The 22,658-nt window shown below is 60.0% G+C and carries 17 protein-coding genes; 9 read left to right on the forward strand and 8 right to left on the reverse strand.

The window, feature by feature from the left end; translation table 11 throughout:
* Positions 1–35: 35 nt before the first annotated feature.
* On the reverse strand, positions 36–845 hold the full coding sequence (locus BMZ63_RS02060; protein ID WP_091701010.1) for a TatD family hydrolase: 810 nt from the start codon (positions 843–845) through the stop codon (positions 36–38).
* Positions 846–964: 119 nt separating this feature from the next.
* Here BMZ63_RS02060 and BMZ63_RS02065 point away from each other — a divergent pair, with 119 nt between their 5' ends.
* The 3 genes from BMZ63_RS02065 to BMZ63_RS02075 are packed head-to-tail and all read left to right on the forward strand — an operon-like array spanning position 965 to position 4,352.
* Positions 965–1,795 (forward strand): polyphosphate kinase 2 family protein, encoded by an 831-nt coding sequence (locus tag BMZ63_RS02065; protein ID WP_091701012.1) that lies wholly within the window; start codon positions 965–967, stop codon positions 1,793–1,795.
* Positions 1,792–3,102: a D-amino acid dehydrogenase gene (locus BMZ63_RS02070; RefSeq protein ID WP_342351332.1), complete on the forward strand. Its 1,311-nt coding sequence runs from the start codon at positions 1,792–1,794 to the stop codon at positions 3,100–3,102. The genes BMZ63_RS02065 and BMZ63_RS02070 overlap by 4 nt, the downstream gene beginning before the upstream one ends.
* Positions 3,103–3,104: 2 nt before the next feature.
* A complete protein-coding gene (locus tag BMZ63_RS02075; protein ID WP_091701018.1) occupies positions 3,105–4,352 on the forward strand; it encodes a methyltransferase in 1,248 nt (415 codons plus the stop codon).
* Positions 4,353–4,437: 85 nt separating this feature from the next.
* Here BMZ63_RS02075 and BMZ63_RS02080 read toward each other — a convergent pair whose 3' ends face one another.
* Together BMZ63_RS02080 and BMZ63_RS02085 are read right to left on the reverse strand one after the other, a co-directional pair.
* The gene (locus BMZ63_RS02080) at positions 4,438–5,544 is read right to left on the reverse strand and encodes an OmpA family protein (protein ID WP_091701020.1); all 1,107 of its coding nucleotides are present in this window, start codon (positions 5,542–5,544) and stop codon (positions 4,438–4,440) included.
* A gap of 154 nt (positions 5,545–5,698) precedes the next feature.
* Complete coding sequence (locus BMZ63_RS02085) at positions 5,699–7,987, reverse strand: ATP-dependent helicase (RefSeq protein WP_091701023.1); 2,289 nt, start codon at positions 7,985–7,987, stop codon at positions 5,699–5,701.
* Between the two features lie 289 nt (positions 7,988–8,276).
* Between BMZ63_RS02085 and BMZ63_RS02090 the strand changes: the two genes are divergently transcribed.
* Complete coding sequence (locus BMZ63_RS02090) at positions 8,277–10,448, forward strand: tRNA(Met) cytidine acetyltransferase TmcA (RefSeq protein WP_091701028.1); 2,172 nt, start codon at positions 8,277–8,279, stop codon at positions 10,446–10,448.
* A gap of 26 nt (positions 10,449–10,474) precedes the next feature.
* Here BMZ63_RS02090 and BMZ63_RS02095 read toward each other — a convergent pair whose 3' ends face one another.
* Positions 10,475–11,578: an enoyl-CoA hydratase/isomerase family protein gene (locus BMZ63_RS02095; RefSeq protein WP_091701031.1), complete on the reverse strand. Its 1,104-nt coding sequence runs from the start codon at positions 11,576–11,578 to the stop codon at positions 10,475–10,477.
* Positions 11,579–11,786: 208 nt separating this feature from the next.
* On the opposite strand from BMZ63_RS02095, the gene BMZ63_RS02100 reads away from it, so the two are divergent.
* A complete protein-coding gene (locus BMZ63_RS02100) occupies positions 11,787–12,119 on the forward strand; it encodes a c-type cytochrome (protein ID WP_091701034.1) in 333 nt (110 codons plus the stop codon).
* A 26-nt stretch (positions 12,120–12,145) separates the two neighbouring features.
* Here the strand turns inward: BMZ63_RS02100 and ppnN are convergent, their stop codons facing one another.
* Positions 12,146–13,528: a nucleotide 5'-monophosphate nucleosidase PpnN gene (ppnN, locus tag BMZ63_RS02105; RefSeq protein ID WP_091701037.1), complete on the reverse strand. Its 1,383-nt coding sequence runs from the start codon at positions 13,526–13,528 to the stop codon at positions 12,146–12,148.
* A gap of 111 nt (positions 13,529–13,639) precedes the next feature.
* Between ppnN and thiI the strand changes: the two genes are divergently transcribed.
* On the forward strand, positions 13,640–15,091 hold the full coding sequence (gene thiI / locus BMZ63_RS02110; protein WP_091701040.1) for a tRNA uracil 4-sulfurtransferase ThiI: 1,452 nt from the start codon (positions 13,640–13,642) through the stop codon (positions 15,089–15,091).
* Between the two features lie 6 nt (positions 15,092–15,097).
* On the opposite strand, the gene BMZ63_RS02115 is transcribed toward thiI, so the two are convergent.
* A complete protein-coding gene (locus tag BMZ63_RS02115; protein ID WP_091701043.1) occupies positions 15,098–16,111 on the reverse strand; it encodes a histone deacetylase family protein in 1,014 nt (337 codons plus the stop codon).
* 190 nt (positions 16,112–16,301) lie between these two features.
* Here BMZ63_RS02115 and BMZ63_RS02120 point away from each other — a divergent pair, with 190 nt between their 5' ends.
* The 3 genes from BMZ63_RS02120 to BMZ63_RS02130 all read left to right on the forward strand — a co-directional run bounded on the left by BMZ63_RS02120 (position 16,302) and on the right by BMZ63_RS02130 (position 20,742).
* A complete protein-coding gene (locus BMZ63_RS02120; RefSeq protein ID WP_091701045.1) occupies positions 16,302–17,750 on the forward strand; it encodes an NAD-dependent succinate-semialdehyde dehydrogenase in 1,449 nt (482 codons plus the stop codon).
* A 251-nt stretch (positions 17,751–18,001) separates the two neighbouring features.
* Entirely contained in the window at positions 18,002–20,167 is a 2,166-nt protein-coding gene (uvrD, locus tag BMZ63_RS02125; RefSeq protein WP_091701048.1) for a DNA helicase II, read from the forward strand.
* A gap of 35 nt (positions 20,168–20,202) precedes the next feature.
* Entirely contained in the window at positions 20,203–20,742 is a 540-nt protein-coding gene (locus BMZ63_RS02130; RefSeq protein ID WP_091701803.1) for a manganese efflux pump MntP, read from the forward strand.
* A 25-nt stretch (positions 20,743–20,767) separates the two neighbouring features.
* On the opposite strand, the gene corA is transcribed toward BMZ63_RS02130, so the two are convergent.
* Positions 20,768–21,721: a magnesium/cobalt transporter CorA gene (corA, locus tag BMZ63_RS02135; protein WP_091701051.1), complete on the reverse strand. Its 954-nt coding sequence runs from the start codon at positions 21,719–21,721 to the stop codon at positions 20,768–20,770.
* 36 nt (positions 21,722–21,757) lie between these two features.
* Positions 21,758–22,558 (reverse strand): undecaprenyl-diphosphate phosphatase, encoded by an 801-nt coding sequence (locus tag BMZ63_RS02140; RefSeq protein ID WP_091701054.1) that lies wholly within the window; start codon positions 22,556–22,558, stop codon positions 21,758–21,760.
* Between the last annotated feature and the right edge of the window lie 100 nt (positions 22,559–22,658).

Here is a 22,658-nt window from a genome sequence, read left to right on the forward strand (position 1 = left end):
ATCCTGACCGGGTGGCCTGCTGACGGGGCGGCGGGTTATGCCGCCGGGAAGAACGTTTTCAGGCTATTCAGGTACGTCTGTTGAATGACCTGCTCCAGCGGGAGCTCCTTTACCTCGGCAATTTTCTCGGCCACGAAGGGCAGATAGAAGGGCGCGTTCTCCCGGCCACGGTAGGGCACCGGGGTCAGGAACGGCGAATCGGTTTCCAGCAGGATCTGTTCAATGGGCGCCATGCGCACTATATCGCGCACGTTCTCGGCCTTGTTGAAGGAAGTGATGCCATTAAAGCCCAGGCACCAGCCCTGGTCCAGCGCGTACTGTGCCAGCTCCGGGCCCGAGGTGAAACTGTGGATGACGCCGCGCCGCTTCAGGGTGCTTTCGAATTCGCCCAGAATGGCGATGGTATCGTCGTCCGCCTCGCGGCTGTGGATAACCACCGGCTGGTTCAGGTCGCAGGCGATCTGCAACTGGCGGCGGAATACGTCTTTCTGCACTTCGCGGTCGGCGTGATCGTAGAAGTAATCCAGGCCAATCTCGCCAATGGCGACAATTTTCTCATCGCTGCCGTGGGCGCGAATCTCTTCTTCTACCGCGTCGGTATAGGTTTCCGCCTCGTGCGGGTGAATGCCCTGAGTGCCGTATACCCAGGGCTCGGCCTGGCTAAGCTCTCGCACGGTGGCCAGGTTGTCCGGCGACACGGCAATGGTGATCACCCTCTCAATATTCACCTGGCGAGTGCGCTCCAGGGTCTCTTCCAGAGGGCGGTCTTTCAGATAATCCAGGTGGCAGTGGGTCTCGATGATCGGATGCTCGAATACAGGGATTTCGCGGCGTTTTTTGCTCATGTCCAATTGCCTGGGTCAAAAAAATCAGCGTTTAGAATGCTATTGTGTACGTTTTCGGGGCGGATTGTATCAGTTTGGCCCATATCAGATGTTAAAGACAGCGATAGGGAGTTTCCTTGATGAAGTATTCGGAGTTTGCAAAGTCCTGGTTTCTTGATCCTGACAAGCCGGGATTTGACCAATACCCGACCTTTCTCGACGATGATCGCAAGGTACCCAAACTGGAAGCCAGCCTCGAGGAAATCGGGGAATACCAGCGCCGCCTTTGGGCCAACCAGAAGCAGGCCCTGCTGCTGGTGATTCATGGCCCGGATACCAGTGGCAAGGACAGCCTGATCCGCACCCTGGCCACCTACGCCGATCCCGGTGGCTTTCATGCATGGTCATTCAGTCGCCCGAATGCGTTCGAAGCCGCCCACGATTTTCTCTGGCGGGTAACGCCCTATCTGCCGGCGTATGGGCAGATGGTGGCCTTCAATCGCAGCCACCACGAGGCGGTGATTGGCGAGCGGGTATGGCCCGTACGCGATGTGGAAACGTATAACTGGGGAGCTCGTTACCGGGCAATCCGGGATTTTGAGCATCACCTGATTAGTGAAGGCACCTGCGTGATGAAGGTGTGGCTGAACATGTCCGAAGACGAACACAAGCGTCGGCTGCTCAAGCGCCTGGACAAGCCGCGCAAGCGCTGGAAGTTTGACCCGTCCGACATCGAGGGCTGGAAGAAGCGTGAGGTGTACCAGGCCTACGCTGAGGAAGCCCTGGCGGCGACCCACACCGATGAAACGCCCTGGTACATGATTCCCGGCGACCGAAAGCCCCAGGCCCGGGCCATTATTGCCGCCTTGCTGGCGGAGAAGCTCAAACAGCTGGCACCGGAGTATCCGAAAGAATCGCCGGATGTGCTGGCGGAATACCGTGAACTGTTGGCGAAAAACGGCGTCAAATAGCCGGAGAACGATGTTCCGGACGCCGTTCTAAGGAGGTTGCCATGCATGTGCTTGTCATTGGTGGTGGTGTGGTCGGTGTTACCACGGCCCGGGAACTGGTGCGCCGGGGCCATGAAGTCACGGTGCTGGAGCGCCACTCGGTGGCCGGCAATGAAACCAGCAAGGGCAATGCCGCGCAGCGCTCCTACGGCGTGGTCTATCCCTGGGCCGATCCGCACATCATGTTCAAGGCGTTGCCCTGGCTGGTGCAAAAGGACGGTCCGCTGAAGCTGGGCGTGCCGCCGTCACTGGCGGCCCTGCGTTTCATGTTCGCCACTTTCCGCTACGCCACGTCACCGGGCCTGTTCGGGCTGAACAAGCGCGCCATGCTGCGCCTGGGCATATACAGCCGCGAGCGGTTTCTGGCGTTGGAGCAGGAGCATGATCTTCGGTTTGATGGCGATCACAAGGGGCTGTTGCACCTGGCCAGCACGCCCGAGGCCATGGCCGAGTACCGGGAGCTGCACCTGCTGTTGAACGAGATGGGTATTGAGGCCAGCCTGCTGACTCCTGAACAGGTCAGAGAGGTGGAGCCGGGCATGATCGGCAACGGCCCCCTGCACGGCGCCATCCGCTATGATACTGACGGCACCGGCGACTGCCACTTGTTCTCCCGGGAACTGGCGGCGGTGTGTGAGAATCTGGGCGTGACGTTTCGCTACAACGTCGAGGTGCAAAACCTGCTGGCCGATCACCGGCGGGTGCACAGCGTGCGCCTGAAGAACGCCGAGGGTCAGATGGAAACCCTGGCCGCCGACGCCGTGGTGGTCTGTGCCGGTTGCTGGTCGCCGGAGCTGGTGCGGCCGCTGGGGGTGGATATTTCCATCTACCCCGTCAAGGGTTACAGCCTGACGGTGCCTTTGAGTGATCCGGCGAAGGCACCCACCAGCACCATTCATGATGACCATTACAAGGTGGTTTCCACTCGACTGGGGGATCGCTTGCGTGCCACCGGCTTTGTCGAGCTGGCGGATTTCAACCGGGATATTCCGGAGTCCCGGTTGGCCACCATCAAAAAATCCGTGCAGTCCCGTTTCCCGGGCTGTGCCGATCTGGAGGCGGCCGAGAGCTGGACCGGTTTCCGCCCGATGACGCCGGACGGGCCAGCGATCATCGGCCGCGCCGGGCGCGAGAATCTGTACCTGAACACCGGCCACGGCACTTTTGGCTGGACCCTGTCTGCCGGCAGTGCCTCGGTGATTGCCCAGGTGATCGAGGGCGAGGAACCGGCAGTCCCCCTCGACCCCTTCCGCCCGGACCGTTTCTGATTATGGTGGGAGGCGAAGCGGGTGAAGAGCTGGGCGGGCCGGACCCTGATCTGCAGCAACGCTGGCAGCGACTGGATGGCTGGTTGAAACGGCACGAAGCGCTCTGGCGACCGGTGCCGTTCATGCAGCCGAATCCCGGGTGGACAGCGCCTTATCCGGAACTGGCCGATTGGTTGATGCAGCTGCCGGACGAGCTTTGTGATCACTGGCAGGACAATCTGGCGGAATTGGCCTCGCAAGCAGCCGTTTACTTACCGGAATTGGGCCAGTGGTCTGACCTGGTGCATTTGCCCGAACTGACGGATGAAAAAGGCATTCAGCAAACCGCTCTGCCGGAAACCCGGGCGGTGGACATGCCCGGGCGCAAGCGACTGCAGGCCGGCGCTTTTGCGGCGGCCGCCGGTCCGTTGCTTGGTCCGGTCCTGGACTGGTGCTGTGGCAAGGGGCATCTGGGCAGAACCCTGGCGGCCCGGGGCGCACAGCCAGTAACGGGGTTTGAATGGGATTCTGCTTTGGTGGCGGATGGCAACCGGCTGGCCGAACGGTACCAGGACCCGGTCACCATCGGTCTGCAGGATGTCATGGCCGATGATCTGCACTGGCCCGCCGGTTATCAGGGGGTGGCGCTGCATGCCTGCGGTGATCTGCACCGGCAATGGCTGGTGCGGGGCAGCCGGGCCGGCGCGCCCCGCCTGGTTCTGTCTCCCTGCTGTTACCAGCGAACCCGGCAGCCGGTTCACCAGCCTTTATCCGGCTTTGTCAGGCAGCAACAGGACCGGCTGGTTCTGGATCACGGAGCGCTGAAACTGGCGGTACAGGAAACGGTCACCGCGCCTTTGCGGGAACGCCGGCAAGGGGCCAGGGTGCGAGCCTGGCGTCTGGGCTTTGACGCCCTGCAACGGGAATTGCGCGGTGTGGATGAGTACTGGCCGGTGCCGTCTCACCCGGCCCGGCTCAACCACGAGGGTTTTGAGGCTTTCTGCCGCTGGGCGGCCGGGCAAAAAGGGCTGGTCTTGCCCGCTTCGGTGGACTGGCGACACTGGCGGCGTGAGGGTGAGCGGCTGTGGCAGCAGGTGCGGCGACTGGAGTTGCTGCGCCATCTGTTCCGCCGGCCGCTCGAGCTCTGGCTGGTGCTGGATTACGCGCTGTTTCTGCAGGAGCAGGGCTATCGGGTGCGCCTGGGCACATTTTGCCCCCGCTCGATGACACCGAGAAACATCCTGCTGGATGCGGTCAGGCAGGTTGCCTGAGGCTCGAACTAACCTGAGCTACAAACAACAAAGGCGCCCGAGGGCGCCTTTGTCACTTTCTGGCCGGAGCCATCCGGGTGCGGGATTAACGCAGCACCTGGATGCGGGCTTCCACACGACGGTTCTGGGCGCGGCCAGCGTCGGTTTCGTTGCTGGCAACCGGCTCCGCTTCGCCGTAGCCGACGGCCGATACCCGGTCTGCCTCAACGCCGTGGACATTAACCAGGCGATCCGCCACGGATTGGGCGCGGCGCTGGGACAACTGCTCGTTGTAGTCCGCGGCACCCAGGCTGTCGGTGTGTCCGGCAATCTCGGCGACGGTTTCCGGATGCTCTTCCATGTGTTCGGCAACGGCACGGATTTCAGCATCGTAAGTGTTACCAATCTCGGCGCTGTTCAGCGGGAACTGAATACGCAGGTTGATGGTTTCCACGGTTTCGGTCACACCTTCGCAACCTTGCTCATTCACTTCAGCACCCATGGTGGTGTTCGGACACTCATCTTTGCTGTTGACCACGCCATCGTTGTCATTGTCCAGCTCACAGCCACGGCTGTTCACTTCCACGCCAGCCGGCGTACCCGGGCACTGGTCGTTGGCATCGGCCACGCCGTCACCGTCGGCATCCGCCGGTTGCGGGTCGGAGGTGGTGCGGTGGAAGGACAGGCTCAGGCCCACGGAGGCCAGGGTGTCAAAGGTGCTTTCGTCCACGCCGTGGAATTCACGCAGATCGCCGCGGACCGACACCATGTCGCTGATGTGGTAACGCACACCGCCACCAATGTTCACGCGGGTTTCGTCGTGGTCGGTGCCGGCGTGGGCGTAACTGGCGGTGTCGTCAATGCCGAAATCGGCATGGCCGACACCGGCGGACAGGTACGGGGTCAGCGCTGCGTCCGGGCCGGCGAAGTAGTAGGTGCCGTCGACACGGATCTCTTCGAACTTGGACTCACCGCCCACGTATTTGCGGTCAGCATCGGCGCGGGAGTACACGGCTTCCACCGCCCAGTTCGGCAGGAAGCGGTATTCAATACCGATGCCGTAGGTGGCGCTTTCGTCCAGATCCCGTTTGTCATCAAACAACTGGTAACCGGCGAACGGGGTCAGGGAAATGCTCTGCTGGTCTTCGGCCAGGGCAGGCATGGCGATGGATGAAGCAAGTACGGCCGCAGCGGCCGGGCGCATGATGTTCATGCTGAACCTCCTGTCTGTTTTTCGTGACCTGATGGTGTCTCTGCTCAGGTCCTGTCGATATTTCCGGTAGATGAGGCCTTACCGGAAAGGTAGTGCAGTAAGCCAAAAATGGTAAATAATTGATAGCTTTCAAACGCTGGGGATTGTACGGAGATCAGGAGGTTGCTGGATCACCCGGCAGGGAAAAGTATAAATGGGCGCTTTTTTTGCTGAAATTCAGGGTGTCGCCCTTGTCGAATTTTACCTCGAAGGAGGTCTGGTCTTCGCTTTGTACCTCACCGGCGCCGAATACCGCGTGTTGCACCCGATTGTGCTGCCATACCGGCTTGTGCTGGTCTGTTGCCGGTTGCTGGCTGCCTTTAAGGGTTACGCCCTCGCGCTCGGCGTAGCGCTGGCTGACGGGGGTAAGCGGTACTTTCAAGGTCAGCGGCTGCTGGTTTTCCGGTGCCCGCTGATCCAGTGTACTGCCCAGCTCCTGGCTCAGCTCGTAACAGATTTCCGGCACGAACCGGCTTGGGCCCTGCTCACCGTCCAGGTGCGGGCGGGTACTTTCGGGGCGGGTAATAAGATGCAGGGCGTGCTTTGCCCGGGTCATGCCCACGTACAGCAGGCGCCGTTCGCTTTCCAGGATGGCCTGGGTGTTTTCCGTGGCGCGCGGGCTGTAGGGCAGGTATTTTTCCTGCAGGCCGGGAATGATCACCACTGGCCATTCCAGCCCCTTGGTGCGATGGATGGTGGACAGCAGCACGCCTTGGTCGCGCTTCTCGCCGGCCTGCTGTTTCAGGGTGTGCAGATGATCAAGGGCGCCAGCGGCGTCCACGTCCAGGCTTTTCAGATAATCCCGGAACCCTTGAACTGTGTCGATGCGCTCCTCGGCGGCATCGTGGGTCAGCGCCAGGCTGCGGATGCCCTCGTACAGGTCGGTGTGCTCGGCATACACGCTGATCAGGCCGGCCACCGGGCCCTTGTAGCTGCGCAACTGGCCCAGCACTTCGCCGAGTTTGCGTAGCTTGCGGGCGGCCATGGGTGCCAGGGCGTCGAAATCCATGGCCAGCAGGCGCTCGTGCCAGTCGCCGTCGAAGCTGGCGAGGAACTGGGCGAGGTTTTCCAGTTCCGGCTCTTTCAGGCCCACGTGGGGAAAGCGCAGAATCTGGCGGGCCAGTTCCAGGCGGTCCAGGTCCGGTAATTGTCGGGTTTGTCCGGTCACGATCCTCAACAGCGCGGTAATGGCCTGCACCTCGCGACTGAACAGGGCGCCCTTGCCGGCGTCGATGCGGTAGGGAATCTGGCGGGCCAGCAACTTCAGCTCAATGGGCACGCTCTGGCTCCAGACCCGGAACAGGATGGCGCTCTGGCTGTTCTGTTCGGCGGTTTGTTTGAGCAGAATGTTCAGCACGGTTTCGCCGTCGTTGTCGCTGCGATGCAGGCTGGTTTCCGTACCCGGCGTGGTCGGGTGGGAATGACAGAGTACGTCCTTGCGGCCGGTGTTGTGGTGGATCAGGTGGTTGGCCAGCAGCGCCACCCGGTGGCCGTAACGGAAGGTGTAGCTCAGGGTCTGTTCCAGCGGGCTTTCGAATTCGTCGATGAAGCGGCGCAGGATGAACTCAGGCTTGGCGCCCCGGAATTCGTAGATGGTCTGGTCGGGGTCGCCCACCACGGTCACCCGGGCCCGGTCGCCGGCCACGTAGCGCAACAGCAGGTGCTGGATTTCGTTGGTGTCCTGGTATTCGTCCACCAGGATCAGATCCATCTTGTTGCCCACCAGTCGCTGCAACGGCGGGTTCTGGTGGATGGCCATCACCGGTTCGTAGAGCATGTCGGCGTAGCTGATGCGGCCCTGGCGTTTTCGCCATTGCTCGAAGCTGTGGAACAGGTCCACCAGGTATTTGTGTTTGTCGGAGTAGCCCAGCTCTTCGAAGACAATTTCGGCCGGGGACAGGGTGGTTTTCACTCGGTCGATGAAGCCGGTGGCGGTTTCCACGAATTCTTTCTTGTTGCGGCGGATCTCGTCGGCCAGGTCTTCCGGGGCCAGGCGTCGGGTCAGCAGCCAGGCCTGGTAGCTGATTTCCTGTTCGGTGAGGATTTTCTCGGAGAACCCCGGCAGGTAGCCTTCGCGCACGAAGCGCTTGTACAGGCGCAGGCCCATGGCGTGGTAGGTGCGGATCTCGGGGATCGCCAGGCCTGACTGGTGACACACGGATTGTAACTTGCGCTCGAAATCGACCCGGGCGCTGCGGTTGAACATGAGGACCAGCATGCGGTCCGGGTCGTGGCCCTGGGCCAGCAGGTAGCGGATGCGCCAGGCCAGGGTGGAGGTTTTGCCGCTGCCGGCGACGGCGGTGATCACCGAGTGTTCGTAGCCGGCGGTGATGATGTCGCGCTGCTCGTCGGTTAGGTAGTCCGGCAGGAAGTCGGTGTCTGGTGCTTGGGGTTGGCTAGGCATGGCGGTATTGTACTTGGCTGCTGGCAGTGGGAGTAGGCGTGGCTCATAATTGTCTGAAGTTTACCGGTCATTTGGCTGACGTATTAGACATCGGCTTTGCATCGGCGTTGCTTCTGGCCTGACTAACCTAATAGTGGGGTGCATTTATTCCCGCATTGGGCCGGGTAGGCCTTCAAAAAAGCGCTCCTTCGGCACATCCATGTGGCGCTTATGCTCCGCCATCCATGGCTCCGCAAATTTTTTGAAGGCCTACCCGGCCCAACGCTTCTCTCGGAGTTAATGAGTCCTTATGCCAGCTTTCCCAAACCTGAATTGGCAGCATTTCATTGAGCAAATAGCCCGTCTCGGCCAGCGTCGCCTTGTGCTCGTGGAGGGCGAACCGTCGTGTTGCCTGGAATGGGTAACTGATCAGCTCGAGGGACTGCAGACCGCCTGCGGATTGTGGGTCGGGGCCAGTGACGATGCTGCCAGAGCTGGTTTGCCGGCGATTGCCGCGAAGCAGTACAAACGCTGGCTGGGGCAGGAGCTGGATGTGCTGGTGTGGGATGGCTGGCGGGGGAACTCGCCGGATGGGTTTGCGGCGTTGGCGGGTACGTTGAGAGCCGGCGGGCTGGTGTTCTGGTTGATGCCGCCGCTGGCGCGTTGGGGGGAGTTTGCGGACCCGGATTATCAGCGTATGGGGCTGGAGCAGGCACCATGGCATGGGTTTGCGGCGCGTCAGGCGCGGGTTCTTGCGGAGGCTTCGGGCGTTATTCGGGTATCTGCAACGCGTGTGGAAGATCAAAAGAAGGCTGCACATACCGAGTTGCCAGCGTTGCCTGAGCCGCAAGAGGGTGAGGTTTTTTGTGTCGGTGCCACGCCGGAGCAGCGGGTGCTGGTAGCGCAGCTGGTTCGTTTTGGTCAGGGCCGTCGGCGCAGGCCGTTGGTGGTGACGGCAGATCGGGGCCGGGGTAAGTCGGCGGCGTTGGGCATGGCAGCGGCTGAGTTGTTGCTGGCGGGGCGGGAGCAGGTGGTGGTGACCGCTCCCGCATTCGAGAATGTGCGTACGCTGTTTGAGCACGCCCGGCAGCGGCTGGGGGATGAGCTGGCCGAAGAGGGGGAGCTTTGGCTGCGTACTGTCGATGGCCATTGTTTGAGTTTTTGGCCGGTGGATGAGCTGTTGGCCGGGCGGCCGGCGGCGGAAGTGGTCATGGTGGATGAGGCAGCCGCCATTCCCGCCTATTGGTTGCGCGAAGTGCTTTTGGGTTGGCCCCGGGTGGCGTTTGCCAGCACGGTGCATGGCTACGAGGGTACCGGCCGGGGCTTTACTTTACGTTTTCGGGAGGTGCTGGATCGGGAAACGCCCCATTGGCAGCAGGTTACACTCAGCCAGCCGATTCGCTGGGCCCGGGAGGACCCGCTGGAGGCGTTGATTTTCCGGCTGTTTTTGTTGAATGCCGGTGAGACGCCAGCAGCGGACAGGTTGTCGGCCGAAGGGGTAACAATTGAAAGCTGGCGGCCCGCCGACGCCAACGAGGCAGAATTGGCCGAAGCATTTGGTTTGTTGGTAAACGCCCACTATCGCACCAGGCCTTCGGATTTACGCCAGTGGCTGGATGATCCGAACGCACAAAGCTGGCTAGCCCGCTGCGGGGGGCGGATTGTTGGCGTGCTCTGGGCAACGGTAGAAGGTGGCTTGCCGGAAGCGTTGGCGCAGCAGGTGATGCTGGGCAAGCGCCGTCTGCGAGGACATTTGCTGGCGCAATCTCTGGCCTCTCACGGAGGTTTTGCCGAGGCGGCCAGCCAGTGCGGGTTGCGTATCGTGCGGGTTGCTGTATTGGCCCAAAGCCGGGGGCAGGGCGTGGGCAGGCGTCTGGTTGAGGCAGCCCGGCGTTATTGCCAGCAGGAAGGTCTGGATTATCTGGGCACCAGTTTTGGTGGTGAGCCGGGTTTGCTTCGTTTCTGGCGCCATTCTGGTTTGCAGGTGGTACGCCTGGGGCTTCAGCAGGAAGCCTCTACCGGTGAGTTCCCGGTACAGATGCTGGAAGGGGTGTCTCGGGCTGGCATCGAGCTCGCCAACAGTCTGGCGGCCCGTTTCTCCGGGCACTGGCAGGTGCTGTTGCCACGGCATTGGCAGGCAGTTTCCGCGGAACTGTTAATGGAGATTGGTCGGGATTTGCCGGCCACTCAACTGCTGTCCGGGGACGACTGGCGGGATTTGCACAGTTTTGCCCATGGTTTTCGGGGCTTTGAGCTGGCTTTGCCCGTACTCATCCGCTTGTCTGCTTCGAAAAGCTTTATGGGCTGGCTGGCTGGCAGGGACGAAGCGGATGTCTGGTGCAAGGCGGTGCTGCAGGGCTGGGATTGGCAGTCCCTGCGTCTGCAGGGATTCTGCCAGGGACAGAAAGCCGGTGAAGCCGATTTGCGGCAGCTGGTTCAGGCTTATCTGGCGGACTTCGGTAAAAACGGCCGGCCAGTTTAACTTAGCCCTGTTTCACTCAGCGCTGTTTAACTTAGACCCATGGGATCGTTGGAATCATCCCAGACTGGTTGGAAATGTTGTTCGATCACTTCCTGGGGGACGTCGGCCACCGACGGATAAGACCAGTGCGGGTTTTTGTCCTTGTCCACGAGCAGGGCGCGGATGCCCTCGGCCAGGTCTGGCCGGCGGGTACATTCCATGGCAATGGCCAGCTCCATCCGGAACATGTCTTTCAGTGACATCTGCTGTCCCTTGCCCAACTGATGCCAGACCAGCCAGGGAGTGACCGGGCAGCCGTTGGCCAGGTTTTCGATGCAAGTCTGCCACCAGGCGTCATCACTTTTATGGGCCAGCAGCCGGTCGACAATGGCTGGTAAGTCGCTACCGGTGGCCAGCTTGGCGATGGTTTGTTCGTGCTGTTCGAGATGCCCTTCAGGCAGGCTGCGGTAATCCACCGCTTCCTGTTCACTCAGCAGGCGGAACAGCTGGATGTCATCGTGTACCGGCTCGCCGGACCAGCTTTGTTCCTGCAGGAGCGGCAAAATGCCTTCCCTTTGCTGGTGCTCGATAATCAGGTCGGCAAACCCCACGCGCATGGCATCGCTCACGTTCAGGCGGGCGCCGGTCAGGCCCATGAACAGGCCGAGGCGCCCGGGTAGCCGGTTGAGAAACCAGCTGGAGCCGGCGTCCGGGAACAGGCCAATGGTGATCTCCGGCATGGCCAAAGTGACATCCGGTGTTACTAGTCGGTAGCGACAGGCTGCCAGCAGGCCCATGCCGCCACCCATGATGACACCGTGGGCCAGTGCCACAACCGGTTTCGGGAAGCGGTGCAGGGTGTAGTCGAGCCGGTATTCGTGGGTGAAGAAGCGACCAGGCGCGTCGGTGTCGCCCTCGCCGGTCATGCCGTCGTACAGAGCGCGTATATTGCCGCCGGCACAGAAGGCTCGCTCGCCACTGCCCTGCAGAACCACCAGGCAGATGCGCTCGTCGTCTGCCCAACTGTCCAGTGCCTCCTGGATCTGCCTGACCATATCTTCGGACAGGGCGTTCAGGGTTTTCGGGGAGTTGAGGGTCAGCACGCCGATGTGCCCTTCCCGGCAAGGCAGTTCCTGAACATCTACGGTCATGTCGCTGTCTCCAGAATGGTTTGCTGTGGTTTATCCGTACTGTCTTTTACATCTTTCGGGAGTAAAACGGGACTATAGTCGCACGGGTGTACTTGATAAATCGCATTTGAGCCATTGAGTTGCTGTGCTATAAGTGAAACTTACATATACCGTCTGGCTTTGGGCCAGTCTGTACTTAAAAGAAAATGAAAAAGAGAGGGTGACCCCTATGAGCATCAAAACTTATGCAGTAGCTGGCCTGTTCGCACTGGGTGCAATGGCTCCGGCGGCTTCCATGGCGGCAGACGCCGAAGCCGGCAAGGCGATTTCCGGCGTGTGCGTGGCTTGCCACGGTCAGAACGGTATCTCCCAGGTGCCGATCTACCCGAACCTGGCTGGCCAGAAAGAAAAGTATCTGGCTGATTCCATGAAAGCCTACCGCGATGGCAAGCGTTCTGGTGGTCAGTCCGCTCTGATGATTCCGCAGGCGAAAAACCTGTCAGACGAAGATATTGCCAACCTGGCGGCCTACTACGCCAGCCTGCCGGCTGGCGGTAAGTAACCTTCAGCCTGTTACAGCAGTGCGGCTCAGGCCGCGCTGCTGACAATCCGGTAGCTCGGCCGGTAGGCAGACGAGCCGGGTAGCTTCATCCGGTTCTGTGCCACGAACTGCTCCAGCATCGCTTCCAGTGGTTTGATCAGGGTCGGGTCGCCGGCAATCTCGAACGGCCCCTTCTCCTGCACCTGTTTGATACCACTCTCTTTCACGTTACCCGCGACAATACCACTGAATGCCTTGCGCAGATTCGCGGCAATCATGTGCACCGGCTGATCCCGATGCAGCTGCAGTGCCAGCATTTTCTCGTGATTGGGCTCGAACGGCATCTGGAACACCGGATCGATTTTCAGCATCCAGTTGAAGTAATAGGCGTCCTGCATGGCGCGGCGGAAGGTTTCCACGTCCTTGATGCCAGTGCGCATCACCTGTGCCACTTTCACCGGATCGTCGATGATGATCTGGTACTTTTTCGCCGCTTCATCACCCAGCGCGTTGCGGATGAATTTGTCGATCATGTCGAAATATTCGGCGTTTTCCCGGGTGCCGGTAAACACCACCGGGAACGGCAGGTCGGCGTTGTCCGGGTGTAGCAGGATGCCCAGCAGGTAGAGAATTTCCTCGGCGGTACCCACGCCGCCCGGGAACACAATCACCCCGTGGCCACAACGCACGAACGCCTCCAGACGTTTCTCGATATCCGGCATGATCACCAGTTCGTTGACGATTGGGTTGGGGGCTTCGGCGCCGATGATGGCCGGTTCGGTAATACCCACGTAGCGGCCGTTTCTGACCCGCTGCTTGGCGTGGCCAATGGTGGCCCCTTTCATCGGGCCTTTCATGGCGCCGGGCCCGCAGCCGGTGATAATGCTCAGGTTACGCAGGCCCAGTTGATGGCCCACTTCCTTGCTGTACTGGTATTCCTCCTGGCCAATGGAATGGCCGCCCCAGCACACCACCATGTCTGGCTGGCGGCCGGGTTCAAGCACCCGGGCATTTCGCAGAATGTGGAACACCAGATTGGTGATGTCTTCCGGGTTGTCGCCCCGGAAACCGGCAATGGTCTGCGGAATGGAGTGGGTGTACACGATGTCTCGCAGTACCGAGAACAGGTGCTCGCGCATGGCTCTTAGTAGTTCGCCATCGACAAAGGCATGGCCGGGCGCGTTGATCAGCTCCAGTTTCAGGCCCCGGGGCTGCGGCACCAGGCGCACGTCAAAATCGGCATGGGCTTCCATCAGCGATTTGCAGTCATCGGATTCCACGCCGGTGTTCAGTACCGCCAGGGCGCATTGGCGAAACAGGCGGTACAGACCGCCTTCGCTTCTGTCCTTGAGCCGGTTTACCTCGTGGGCGGAAAGGATCTCCAGTGAACCTTCGGGGGAAACCAGAGCGTTGATTTTGGGTTCAGTCATGTAACGGTGAAACTCCTGATGTTTCGGCAATGCCCGATTTTAAGGCAATCCTGCAAATAAGGTAGACTAAAGGCTTTATCTTTAATACGCCATCCGACAAAGCTCCGATCTATGAAACTGCTTATTCGTCCCGCCGCTGAAGTGGCCATCAAAAGTAAACCCGTTCGCCAGCAGCAGATGCGTCAGCTGCGCCAGAACATTCGTAAACTGCTGCGCCGGGTGGATGAAGACATCCGCGTGGAGGGCAGTTGGGACCGGGTGGATATTGAAGTGCCCGCCGGCCGTGGCCTGTATTCGCCGGTGATAGACGAATTGTTGCGCATTCCCGGTATTTCCACCATTCAGGAAATCGAGGTTTATCCGCTGCAGTCACTGGACGACGTGGCGGAAAAAACGGTGGTGGCTTTCAAAGGCCGGCTTGCAGGCAAAACCCTGGCGGTTCGGGGCCGGCGCATTGGTAAACACGATTTTCGTTCCATTGATCTGGAACGTACCGTGGGCGCGGCCTTGCTGAAAGCCTACGACACCGCCGGAGTGGACTTGAAATCACCGCAGGTGGAAGTGCGGGTGGAAGTGAAGAACGACAGCTTCCACGTGGCCACCCGCCGGCATGAGGGCATGGGCGGCTACCCGGTGGGCTCGGTGGATACGGTGATGACGCTGATCTCCGGCGGTTACGACTCCTCCGTGGCGGCCTACCTGATGATGCGCCGGGGCCTGCGCAACCACTACCTGTTTTTCAATCTCGGGGGCACCGCCCACGAGGTTGGGGTGCGCCAGGTGGCCCATTACCTGTGGGAGCGTTACGGTGCCAGCCACAGCGTGAAATTCATTTCCGTACCGTTCGAAGGGGTGGTGGCGGAGATCATGCGCTCAGTGAATAACCGCCATTGGGGCGTGGTGCTCAAGCGCCAGATGCTGAAAGCCGCCACCGAAATTGCCGAAACCCTGAATGTGTCGGGCCTGGTGATGGGCGATGCCGTGGCCCAGGTGTCCAGCCAGACCCTGCAGAACCTGAACGTGGTGGATCGCGCCTGCGAGCGGGTGGTGCTGCGCCCGCTGATTGCCATGGATAAGCAGGAAATTATCCGCATAGCCCACGACATTGGCACCGAATCCTTCGCCCGGAACATGCCCGAGTACTGCGGCGTGATTTCACAGCGCCCGGCCACCCGAGCCAAACTGCACAAGGTGGAGGGCGACGAGGCGGCCATGGACCCGCAGGCCCTGGCCAGCGCCATTGAAAACCGGGAAGAAACGCCGATCGCGAAGCTGCTGGACAGCACCGTGACACCGGAAGAAGTGGAACTGGTGCAAACGCCGGCGGTGGATGACGTGATCATCGATGTGCGCCACCCCTCGGAGGAAGAGCGCGATCCGCTGACCCTGACCAACAATGACGTGTTGAAGATTCCGTTCTATGAGCTGAACCAGCAGATCGAAGGGTTGCCGAAGAACCGGCACTACCTGCTGTACTGTGACCGCGGCACCATGAGCCGTATGCATGCCGGCCACCTGAAAGCCGAGGGGCATGACAACGTGAAAGTCTATGCCCCGGCCTGATCCGGTTTAGCTTTCAATGCCCTTGAAGAACTCGTTCACGTTGGTGGTCAGGGCTTCCAGATCGTAACCGCCTTCCTGAATCACCAGCGTTGGCAGCCCCAGCTGACGCACGTGGGTACTTAACCGGCAGAAGCCCTCGGAAGACACCGATACCTTGGCCTGCGGGTCGTTTTTGTAGATGTCGAACCCGAGGGTCAGGATGATGGCGTCCGGCTGATACAAACGGATCGCGGCCAGCGCTTCATCCAGTTTGGTGAAGAAGTCTTCCTCGCTGGAGCCGTGGGGCATCGGCATGTTGATGTTGTAGCCGTAACCTTCCCCTTCGCCACGCTCTTCCTCGTAACCACTGACCACCGGGTAGAAGTTGGTGGGATCGCCGTGGATTGAGATATACAGCACATCGCTGCGGTCGTAGAAAATCTCCTGAATGCCCTGGCCGTGGTGCATGTCGGTGTCCAGAATCACCGTACGCGGGAACCGGCTCTTCATGTGCTCGGCGGCAATGGCGGCGTTGTTCAGATAACAGAACCCGCCGGCAGCATCCTTGCGAGCATGGTGACCCGGCGGGCGGCAGACCGCATAGGCGTTGCGCTCACCGGCCATCAGCGCATCGGCGGCTCCCAGAGCGGTCTGCGCCGACCAGTAGGCGGCCTTCCAGGTTCCTTCACCAATCGGGCAACTGCCGTCGGCCTGATAACGGCCGGCTTCGGCCAGAATGCCTTTCAGGGCGTTGGGCGAACGTACCCAGATGTTCGAAATCACTTCATCGCCCCAGTCGCCCATCTCCATCCAGCGCCGGTGGGCCGACTCCAGAAAGCGCAGGTAGCCCAGGTCGTGCACCTTCGAAATCGGTGCTGAGCCCTGGTCCGCCGGCTGCAGCACGGAAATGCCCATGCTTTTGAGCCCCTCCAGCATCAGCTCCGTGCGCGCAGGCACCTCTTGTGGCTCGCGCATCTGGCCACGGGTGAAATACGTCTTCGGAACATGCAAATCCTGATGCGGGTGGAAATACGCTTTCATGCAGTCTCTCCCCGGAAAATTACCGGTAACGTGTTGATTTGGGACTATTCGAGTATAGGCAGTGTCTTGGCCCGGTCAAAAAAACGAGAGTGACTTTACAGGCCGGCACTCAGGATCCACTATGAAAGACATTATTCACTGACGCAACCGGTGCCGCGCCCGCGCGCACCATAATGGAACAGGAGCCGAGATGATCGAGTCACCCCTGCTGGAAAAACTCACTGGTTACATCGGCGGTCGCTGGACAGACAGCGCCGACGGCAACACCTTCGATGTATTCAACCCGGCTACGGACGAAGTGATTGCCAAAGTCGCTTCCATGCCTGAGCAGGACATTCTGGATGCGGTTGAGGCAGGCAAATCGGCACTTCGGCTGACCAGCCCGTACTCCATCGAAACCCGCCGAAAGTGGCTGGAAGACATCCGCGATGCGCTGAAGGAAAACCGTGAGGAAATCGGCCGCATCCTGTGCATGGAACACGGCAAACCCTGGAAAGAAGGACAGGGCGAAGTCGAGTACGCCGCTGGCTTCTTTGATTACGCAGCCAAGCACGTGCAGGCACTGGACTCCCACACCATCCCGGAAAAACCAAAGGATTGCACCTGGACGGTTCACTATCGCCCGATTGGCGTAGCCGGCCTGATTGTGCCCTGGAACTTCCCCATCGGCATGATCGCCAAGAAACTCTCCGGCGCCCTGGCGGCCGGTTGCCCGTCGGTGATCAAACCGGCCAGCGAAACCCCGCTGACCATGATTGCCTTCTTCAGCATCATGGACAAACTCGACCTGCCGGACGGCATGGTCAACCTGGTGATGGGCAAGGCCAGCATGATCGGCAAGGTGCTGTGTGAACACAAAGACGTGCCCATGCTCAGCTTCACCGGTTCCACGGAAGTGGGCCGCCGCCTGATTCTCGATACCGCCGAGCAGGTGAAAAAGCTGTCGCTGGAGCTGGGTGGCAACGCGCCCTACATCGTCTTCGACGACGCCGACCTGGATGCGGCTGCAGACAACCTGATTGCCAACAAATTCCGTGGCGGCGGCCAGACCTGCGTGTGCGCCAACCGCATCTTCGTGCACGAGAAAGTGGCAGATGCCTTCGGCGAGAAGCTGGCCGAGCGAGTCAACAAAATGACCGTGGGCGACGGCATGAAGGAAGACACCGACATCGGCCCGCTGGTGAACCAGCCCGGTTTCGACAAGGTCAAACGCCATCTGGAAGATGCCCTGGAAAAAGGCGGCAAACTGGTGGCCGGCAAGCAGCCGAGCGAGTTGGGCAATGGCCTGTTCTTCCCGCCCACCGTTGTGTTGGGCGTGAATCGCGAGATGGCCTGCTACCAGGAAGAAACCTTCGGCCCGCTGGTGCCCATGGCCCTGTTCCGCACCGAAGAGGAAGTGATCGAAGCCGGTAACGACACCGAATTCGGCCTGGCTTCTTATGTGTTTACCTCCGACGCTGAGCGTGCCCAGCGAGTCGCTGCCGGCCTGCGGTTCGGCCACGTTGGCTGGAACACCGGCACCGGTCCCACGCCGGAAGCGCCGTTCGGTGGCATGAAAGCCTCCGGCATTGGCCGTGAAGGTGGTCTGGAAGGGCTGTTTGAATTCGTGGAGCCGCAGACCGTGCCCAGAGGCTTTTAAAAAGCCTTCGCCCAAAGTGAGATAGCGCAGGGGCCGGTACTCCTCTCCAGGACTGTCTGTGGCCAAGGATGGCCACAGTCAAGCGCACAAGGATGTGCTCGTAGCGTGTCCTGGAGAGGAGTACCGGCCCCTGTGCGTATACTCTGAACTCGAGAGCCGAGTTTCGAGTGACTAACCCCGCCCAAAGAAATCCCGCTTTTCAGCTGTTATACTTCCCACCTGTTTATTTAACCAGTAGCGAACGGATTTTTATGGACGTTTCCCACATCATCGATCCCCTGAACGACGCCCAGCGCGAGGCCGTGACCGCCCAGAACGATCACCTGCTGGTATTGGCCGGCGCTGGCAGTGGCAAAACCCGCGTACTGGTGCACCGCATGGCGTGGTTGATGGGTGTGGACAAGGTGCCGCCCACGTCCATCCTGGCGGTGACTTTCACCAACAAGGCAGCGAAGGAAATGCGCTACCGGGTGGAGCAGATGATGAATATTCCCACCCGGGGGCTGTGGATCGGTACCTTCCACGGCATTGCCCACCGGCTGTTGCGGGCGCACTGGAAAGACGCCGGGCTGCCGGAGAACTTTCAGGTGCTGGACAGCGACGACCAGTTGCGGCTGATCAAGCGGGTGATGCGGGAAAACCAGATTGACGAGAGCCAGTGGCCGCCCAAGCAGGCCCAGTGGTTCATCAGCGCCCAGAAAGACGAAGGCCTGCGGGCGGATCACATCCAGGAAAATCCGGGCGACCATTTCACCAGCACCATGCTGAAAATCTACCGCCAGTACGAAAAGCTCTGCCAGCAGGGCGGTCTGGTGGATTTTGGTGAACTGCTGCTGCGTTCCCACGAGCTCTGGCTGCACAAGCCAGAACTGTTGGCCCATTACCAGCAGCGCTTCCAGCACATCCTGGTGGACGAGTTCCAGGACACCAACACCATCCAATACGCCTGGTTGCAGATACTGGCCGGCAACCGCGTGCCGTCCACCATCGTCGGCGACGACGACCAGTCCATCTACGGCTGGCGGGGTGCCAAGGTGGAAAACATCCAGCAGTACCAACGGGATTTCCCCAACGCCCGGCTGGTGCGTCTGGAGCAGAATTACCGTTCCACCCAGACCATCCTGAAAGCTGCTAACGCGGTGATCGCCAACAACACCGGCCGGTTGGGCAAGGAATTGTGGACCGATGGGCCCCAGGGCGACCCCATCAATCTGTACGCGGCTTTCAATGAACAGGACGAAGCCAACTACATCGCTGACACCATTTCGGCCTGGGTGCAGGACGGCAATCTGCGCAGCGAAAGCGCCATTCTCTACCGCTCCAATGCCCAGTCCCGGGTGCTGGAAGAATCTCTGATGCGCCAGGGCATTCCCTACCGGGTCTATGGTGGGCTTCGCTTCTACGACCGCCAGGAAATCCGCAATGCTTTGGCGTACCTGCGCCTGGTGCAGTATCACCGCGACGATGCCGCTTTCGAGCGGGTAGTGAACGTTCCTACCCGTGGCATCGGCGCCAAGAGCCTGGCCGAATTGCGTGCCTATGCTACCGAACAGGGCATTTCCCTGTGGGAAGCGGCCGAGCGCATGCTGGCGGCCGGGCAGGTAAAAGGCCGGGCGAAGACCGGCCTGCAGAAGTTCATGGAGATCATCAACACCCTGTCTGAAATGGTCGAGCACGCCTCACTCCAGGGATTGATGAAACAGGCCATCGAGTCCAGTGGCCTGAAGGATTATCACGCCAGTGAAAAAGGCGAGAAAGGCCAGGCCCGGGTGGAGAACCTGGAAGAACTGGTGAATGCGCTGTCGGATTTCGAGGTGGAAGAGGGCGTGGACCCGTTGGCGGAGTTCATCGCCCAGGCGGCTTTGGATGCCGGCGAATCCCAGGCCGAGGACCATGAGGACAGCGTGCAGCTGATGACCCTGCACTCGGCCAAGGGCCTGGAGTTTCCGCTGGTCTTCCTGGCCGGTATAGAGGAAGGGTTGTTCCCCCATGGCATGTCGCTGGAAGAACCCGGCCGCATGGAGGAAGAACGCCGTCTGGCCTATGTGGGCATTACCCGGGCCATGAAGCAGTTGGTGCTCACTTACGCGGAATCCCGCCGCTTGTACGGGCAGGAGAAGTTCCACGCGGTGTCACGCTTTGTGCGGGAAATCCCGAGCGACTGCATTCAGGAAGTGCGCTTGCGCAATACTGTTACCCGCCCGGCCATGGTGGGCCGCCCTAACGACAGCCTGTTCAGCCAGGATTCCGCCGAGCAGTCCGGCTTCAGTCTGGGCCAGCGGGTTCGGCATCCGAAGTTCGGTGAGGGCATCGTGATGAACTGCGAGGGCACCGGGCATCATACCCGGGTTCAGGTGAACTTCGATGAGGGCGCCAAGTGGCTGGTGCTGGCCTATGCGCCTCTGGAAGCTTGTTGACCATTATTAAACCTTGATCAGGGAGTTTGAAGACCGTGCTTGAAGTGTTGATTCTTGCAGTAGCGCTGAGTATGGATGCGTTTGCCGTTTCTATCGGGTTGGGATCGAAGCACCAGAGAAAAGTGGCTTCTCTTGCGGTTATGGCAGGGGTGTATTTCGGACTGTTTCAGGGCTTGATGCCGCTCCTTGGTTACCTGGGCGGTAAAGGGGTTCTGGGCTGGGTGGAGGCCTATGCGCCCTGGATTGCGTTCATTTTGCTGGCGCTGATTGGCAGTAAAATGATCTACGAAGCCTTCTCTGAAGGGGTGGAGGATGATATCTCCATTATCACCCACCGAGTGATGCTGATGTTGGCCATTGCGACCAGTATTGATGCCATGGCTGCCGGGTTTGCCCTGACCCTGCTGGACGTGGCGCCGTTGCTGGCCTGCTTGATTATCGGGGTGACGACTTTGCTGTTCAGTATGGCCGGGGTTTTTGTTGGCAACAAAAGCGGCGCCTTCCTGGAGGGCAAAGCAGAGTTTGTTGGCGGAGTGGTCATCGTACTGATCGGGTTAAAAATCCTGTTTATGTGAACCCGATCAGTTCGGAAGTTGCAGCTTATAACCAGCCTTTGCGTTTGAAATACCAGTAGGGCGCGAACGCGGCCAGGACCATCAGCCCCAGTGCCATGGGGTAACCCCAGGGCCAGTTTAGTTCCGGCATATGCCGAAAGTTCATGCCATAGATGCTGGCAATCAGGGTGGGCGGCAGAAATACGACTGCAGCAATGGAAAAGATCTTGATGATCTGGTTCTGTTCGATATTAATGAAACCCTGGGTAGAGTCCATCAGGAAGTTGATCTTGTCGAACAGAAAGGTGGTGTGCGACATCAGGGTTTCGATGTCCCGGTTGATTTCCCGCAGTGTTTCGCGGATATCGCCTTCCTGTCGCAGGTGGCGCAGCAGGAATGACAGATTGCGCTGGGTGTCCATCAGGCACAGACGGGTTTTCCCGTTGCTATCCTCGAGCTTGGCCAGCTGGCCAATGGCATCATCCAGTTCCGCTTCTTCATCTTCCAGAACCAGATAACTAACATCTTCCAGTTGCCGGTGCAGGTCTTCCAGGCCATCGGCGTGGTTTTCCACTTTCTGTTCCAGAATGGTAACCAGCATTTCCGAGACCGTGAGCGCTTCAACCTGTCCACGGCGAGCCCGCATGCGCAGAAGCCGGAAATCAGCCAACTCTGTCTCGCGAATGGTGATCAGGCAGTTTTTCTGCAGGATGAAGGCCACCGAGACCGTGCTATGACGCCCTTCTGACAGGTTCAGAAACAGCGAGTGCACGTGAATGCCCGCGTGGTCGACAAAGCAACGGGCGGAGGCCTCGATTTCCTCAACGTCATCAAACTCGGGGATGTCGCTTTTCACCAGACTCTGCAATATCTGTCGCTCATCCTCGGTGGGTTCGCAGGCATCAATCCAGTCGGCCTGCTTGAGGTAAGCTCTTTCCTCACCTTCGGGGACAGGCAGGTCCTTGATCAGGCCGTTCTCTATTTTGTAAAACCTCAGCATGAATGCTCTCCCCGTGTTATCAGCAGGTTAGGGAACTCAGTCTATCAGCATCGCGTAAATCACGATGGCCAGCAGAATCCGGTAAATCACGTATGGCCACATACCAACCTTGTTGAGCCACTTGAGGAAGAAGTGGATGGCGGTGATGGCCATGATGAAGGAGGTTGCACCGCCGATCAGGAAGCCACCCCAGTCCACTATCACATCGGAAGTGGCCACTTCCAGCAACTTTACCGCTGCAGCTAGCACAATAATCGGAATCGCCAGTAGAAATGAGAAGCGGGAGGCGGTTTCCCGGCTCATCCCCAGAAACAGGCCGGCGGTGATGGTCACGCCGGAGCGGGACGTGCCGGGCACCAGGGCCATGGCCTGGGCGAGGCCGACGATCAGGGCATCTTTCCAGCTGAGGGAATCCAGGGTGCGTTCGCGCCGGGGCAGCCAGTCGGCAACACCCAGAAGAAGGCCGAACACCAGAGTGGTCACGAGAATAACCCCGGCGCCGCGCAGCTCGTTGTCGATCATGTCCAGCAGCGCCAGCCCCGCCAGGCCCGCCGGGATGGTGCCGATGACCAGGTACAGCGCCAGCGCGCCCTGTCCAACGAGCCTGCGCTGGCCCATGGAAATCAGGCCGTCTTTGGCGATGCCGAACACATCCCTCCGGAAGTAGAGCACCACCGCCAGCAGCGTGCCCACGTGCACCGACAGGTCAAAACCCACGCCCTGGTCTTCCCAGCCAAAAAACGCGGGCGTCAGGATCAGGTGGGCGGAGCTGGAGATGGGCAGGAATTCGGTCAGTCCCTGGAGTAGGCCAAGAAACAGGGCTTGGTAAAAGTCCATTCTGTGGTGGTCCGTTTGAGTCAGAATTCAGGGTGGTAAGAGTCGGCAGCGATCTTAGCAGGGCGGCTGCGGGTTGAACAGACGAGTTGAGTCGTCAGTG

It is taken from the genome of Marinobacter persicus, from assembly GCF_900114155.1.
In the GTDB taxonomy this organism is placed as follows: domain Bacteria; phylum Pseudomonadota; class Gammaproteobacteria; order Pseudomonadales; family Oleiphilaceae; genus Marinobacter; species Marinobacter persicus.

Excerpts from the sequence above, each read along its gene's own strand:
- BMZ63_RS02060 (WP_091701010.1), bottom strand. The coding sequence starts at position 845 with ATGAGCAAAAAACGCCGCGAAATCCCTGTATTCGAGCATCCGATCATC.
- BMZ63_RS02065 (WP_091701012.1), top strand. The coding sequence starts at position 965 with ATGAAGTATTCGGAGTTTGCAAAGTCCTGGTTTCTTGATCCTGACAAG.
- BMZ63_RS02075 (WP_091701018.1), top strand. The coding sequence starts at position 3,105 with ATGGTGGGAGGCGAAGCGGGTGAAGAGCTGGGCGGGCCGGACCCTGAT.
- BMZ63_RS02080 (WP_091701020.1), bottom strand. The coding sequence starts at position 5,544 with ATGAACATCATGCGCCCGGCCGCTGCGGCCGTACTTGCTTCATCCATC.
- BMZ63_RS02085 (WP_091701023.1), bottom strand. The coding sequence starts at position 7,987 with ATGCCTAGCCAACCCCAAGCACCAGACACCGACTTCCTGCCGGACTAC.
- BMZ63_RS02090 (WP_091701028.1), top strand. The coding sequence starts at position 8,277 with ATGCCAGCTTTCCCAAACCTGAATTGGCAGCATTTCATTGAGCAAATA.
- BMZ63_RS02095 (WP_091701031.1), bottom strand. The coding sequence starts at position 11,578 with ATGACCGTAGATGTTCAGGAACTGCCTTGCCGGGAAGGGCACATCGGC.
- BMZ63_RS02100 (WP_091701034.1), top strand. The coding sequence starts at position 11,787 with ATGAGCATCAAAACTTATGCAGTAGCTGGCCTGTTCGCACTGGGTGCA.
- ppnN (WP_091701037.1), bottom strand. The coding sequence starts at position 13,528 with ATGACTGAACCCAAAATCAACGCTCTGGTTTCCCCCGAAGGTTCACTG.
- thiI (WP_091701040.1), top strand. The coding sequence starts at position 13,640 with ATGAAACTGCTTATTCGTCCCGCCGCTGAAGTGGCCATCAAAAGTAAA.
- BMZ63_RS02115 (WP_091701043.1), bottom strand. The coding sequence starts at position 16,111 with ATGAAAGCGTATTTCCACCCGCATCAGGATTTGCATGTTCCGAAGACG.
- BMZ63_RS02120 (WP_091701045.1), top strand. The coding sequence starts at position 16,302 with ATGATCGAGTCACCCCTGCTGGAAAAACTCACTGGTTACATCGGCGGT.
- uvrD (WP_091701048.1), top strand. The coding sequence starts at position 18,002 with ATGGACGTTTCCCACATCATCGATCCCCTGAACGACGCCCAGCGCGAG.
- corA (WP_091701051.1), bottom strand. The coding sequence starts at position 21,721 with ATGCTGAGGTTTTACAAAATAGAGAACGGCCTGATCAAGGACCTGCCT.
- BMZ63_RS02140 (WP_091701054.1), bottom strand. The coding sequence starts at position 22,558 with ATGGACTTTTACCAAGCCCTGTTTCTTGGCCTACTCCAGGGACTGACC.